Here is a 2,279-nt window from a genome sequence, read left to right on the forward strand (position 1 = left end):
CTAGCAATATTGGCGAAATGCTCGCGGTGACCTCCTCGCCGGGAGGGTATGCCGGCGTTGAAATTACCGGCGCGAATGGCGGCACGCTGCTGACCAATACCTCCGGTGCCACCGAGGATTTGACCCTGGGCTTCGAGGTGCAGAGCGCGCCTGGCAATATCTCCGGCATCGGCCTCGCCGTCGGCGGCGGCACCGGAACCGCGACGGTGAGCGAGACTGTCATCGACTACAACACAGGGGCTGCCCTCGCCAATATCTCGGGCCAAGGCCTCAATAGCACGACGACGCTGACGCTGAGTTCGGCCGATAATAACATCTACATCACCAAGGATATCGCCGTCAGCCCAAGCTCGAGCCTGCTTTCGGTGACGCAGTATTTCTACGATGTCCCCGGCCCCACCAATACGGTGCCCGAGCCGGCGACGATCGGCTTGTTCTGCCTTGGCCTCGGGGCGCTATTTTTCGCCCGCCGTGCCCGCGCCGCGTGACGCGCGGCTGACGTGACGCCACGGGGCAGGCCGGGCATGGCTTGCCCCTCTTTCAATGGTTTGGATCAGCCGTCTTTTCGATAGACGAGAAGGCGTGGGGGGTCTTTATGTCCAGTTCACAAACGTTTCCGAACGTTTCGGGTTTCAACCTCGCCTTTACCAATATCGCGGTCAGCGAGATCGATAGCGGCTCGGTCACGCCGTTCATCGGCCAGACCTCCTCCGCCACTCTTCTGCCGGTGGCCGGCGGCGAGATCGAGTGGGCGGGATTCCATACCGGCGCCATCGCCCCCGGCGGCAGCGAGACACTCGATTTCACCTACGACGTCGCCTCCACCAACGCGGCGGACGCGATCACCAATCTCGGCCTGTCGATGGTCCCCGATTCGACGGTCGCCGCGGGCGAGACGCTGACCGCGATCGAGACGGTCTATAACCCGACGACCAATGCCGAGCTCGGCCAGATCACCGTCAATCTCGCCAACCCGACGGCGCCGCCCTATACCGCTGGCGATATCCCGCTTACGAGCGGTGAGACCAACCTCAAGGTCGATGTCCAGGTCATCGCCTCGGTCTCCTCCAGCGCCGCCAGTACCGCCCAAGCGACGTTCAGCCAGATCAGTCAGAGCTTCGGGCAAACCCCGCTGACCTCGCTTGGCTCGATCGGCGACAACGTGTTCCTCTCGCCCAATGCGAGCGGCATCCAAAGCGGCGTGAACGCGGGCCCAGGGGTTGCCGGGGTGACGGTGGAGCTTGAGAACACGTCAGGCACGGTGCTTGAGACGACGACGACGAACAGCCAGGGGCTTTACGATTTCACCAATCTCGTCGCTGGCACCTATGAGGTTCAGTTCGTCGCGCCGACCGGCTATGATTTCACGCCGCAGACCTCGATTGCGAATGATCTCGGCAGCGCGCCGAACCAATCGACCGGCATCACGCAGCCGATCACGCTGGCTGCTGGCGAGACGCTGACCAATATCGATGCTGGGCTCTATCAGCCGGCTTCGATCGGCGACAATGTGTTTCTCTCGCCGACCGACAGCGGCATCCAGAGTGGCGTGAACGCGGGCCCCGGGGTTGCCGGGGTGACGGTGGAGCTTGAAAACACGTCGGGCACGGTGCTCGAGACGACGACGACGAACAGCCAAGGGCTTTATGATTTCACTAACGTTACGCCCGGGACTTATCAGGTTCAGTTCATCGCGCCGACCGGCTATGAGTTTACGCCGCAGACCTCGATCGCGAATGATCTGGGCAGCGCGCCGAACCAATCGACGGGCATCACCGCGCCGTTCACGGTGACCTCCGGTGAGACTCTGACCAACATTGATGCGGGGCTTTATCAGCCGGAAACCACGCCGACGAGTTCCTCGATCTCGGTGATCAAGATACCCAATACGCTCGTTGTCAGTGGTTGTGGTGAGGTTACATATACGGTCGACGTCACCAATACAGGTAACACCGATCTCCACAACTTACAGGTGACTGACAATATCGGTAATGCGACGTCGCCCGATGATGTTACTGTGACCCCGGTTCTGAGCGACGGCTATAATATCGGGGACACGAACCACAGCGGCGTGTTTACCCCCGGCGAAACCTGGGTTTACACTGTGACCGCCGATTATATGTCGCCGAGCGGCTCGCCGCCGCCGCCGCCGTCGGGGATGAGCCCGCCGCCGTCGGCGCCGCCGCCATCGTCGTGCGGCCCGTCGAGCCCGCCGCCGAGCAGCCCGAGCGGCTCGCCGCCGCCGCCGCCGTCGGGGATGAGCCCGCCGCCGTCGGCGC

Annotated in this window: 2 protein-coding genes; both read left to right on the forward strand. The window is 62.9% G+C overall.

Annotated features, from left to right (window positions below):
• On the forward strand, positions 1-488 hold a 488-nt coding region (locus tag ACP5M5_RS11340; protein ID WP_427937444.1), incomplete at its 5' end, for a PEP-CTERM sorting domain-containing protein.
• A gap of 107 nt (positions 489-595) precedes the next feature.
• Positions 596-2,279 (forward strand): SdrD B-like domain-containing protein (locus tag ACP5M5_RS11345; RefSeq protein ID WP_427937446.1); only part of this gene is annotated, 1,684 nt, incomplete at its 3' end.

It is taken from the genome of Acidibrevibacterium sp. (assembly GCF_049965395.1).
GTDB lineage: Bacteria > Pseudomonadota > Alphaproteobacteria > Acetobacterales > Acetobacteraceae > Acidibrevibacterium > Acidibrevibacterium fodinaquatile.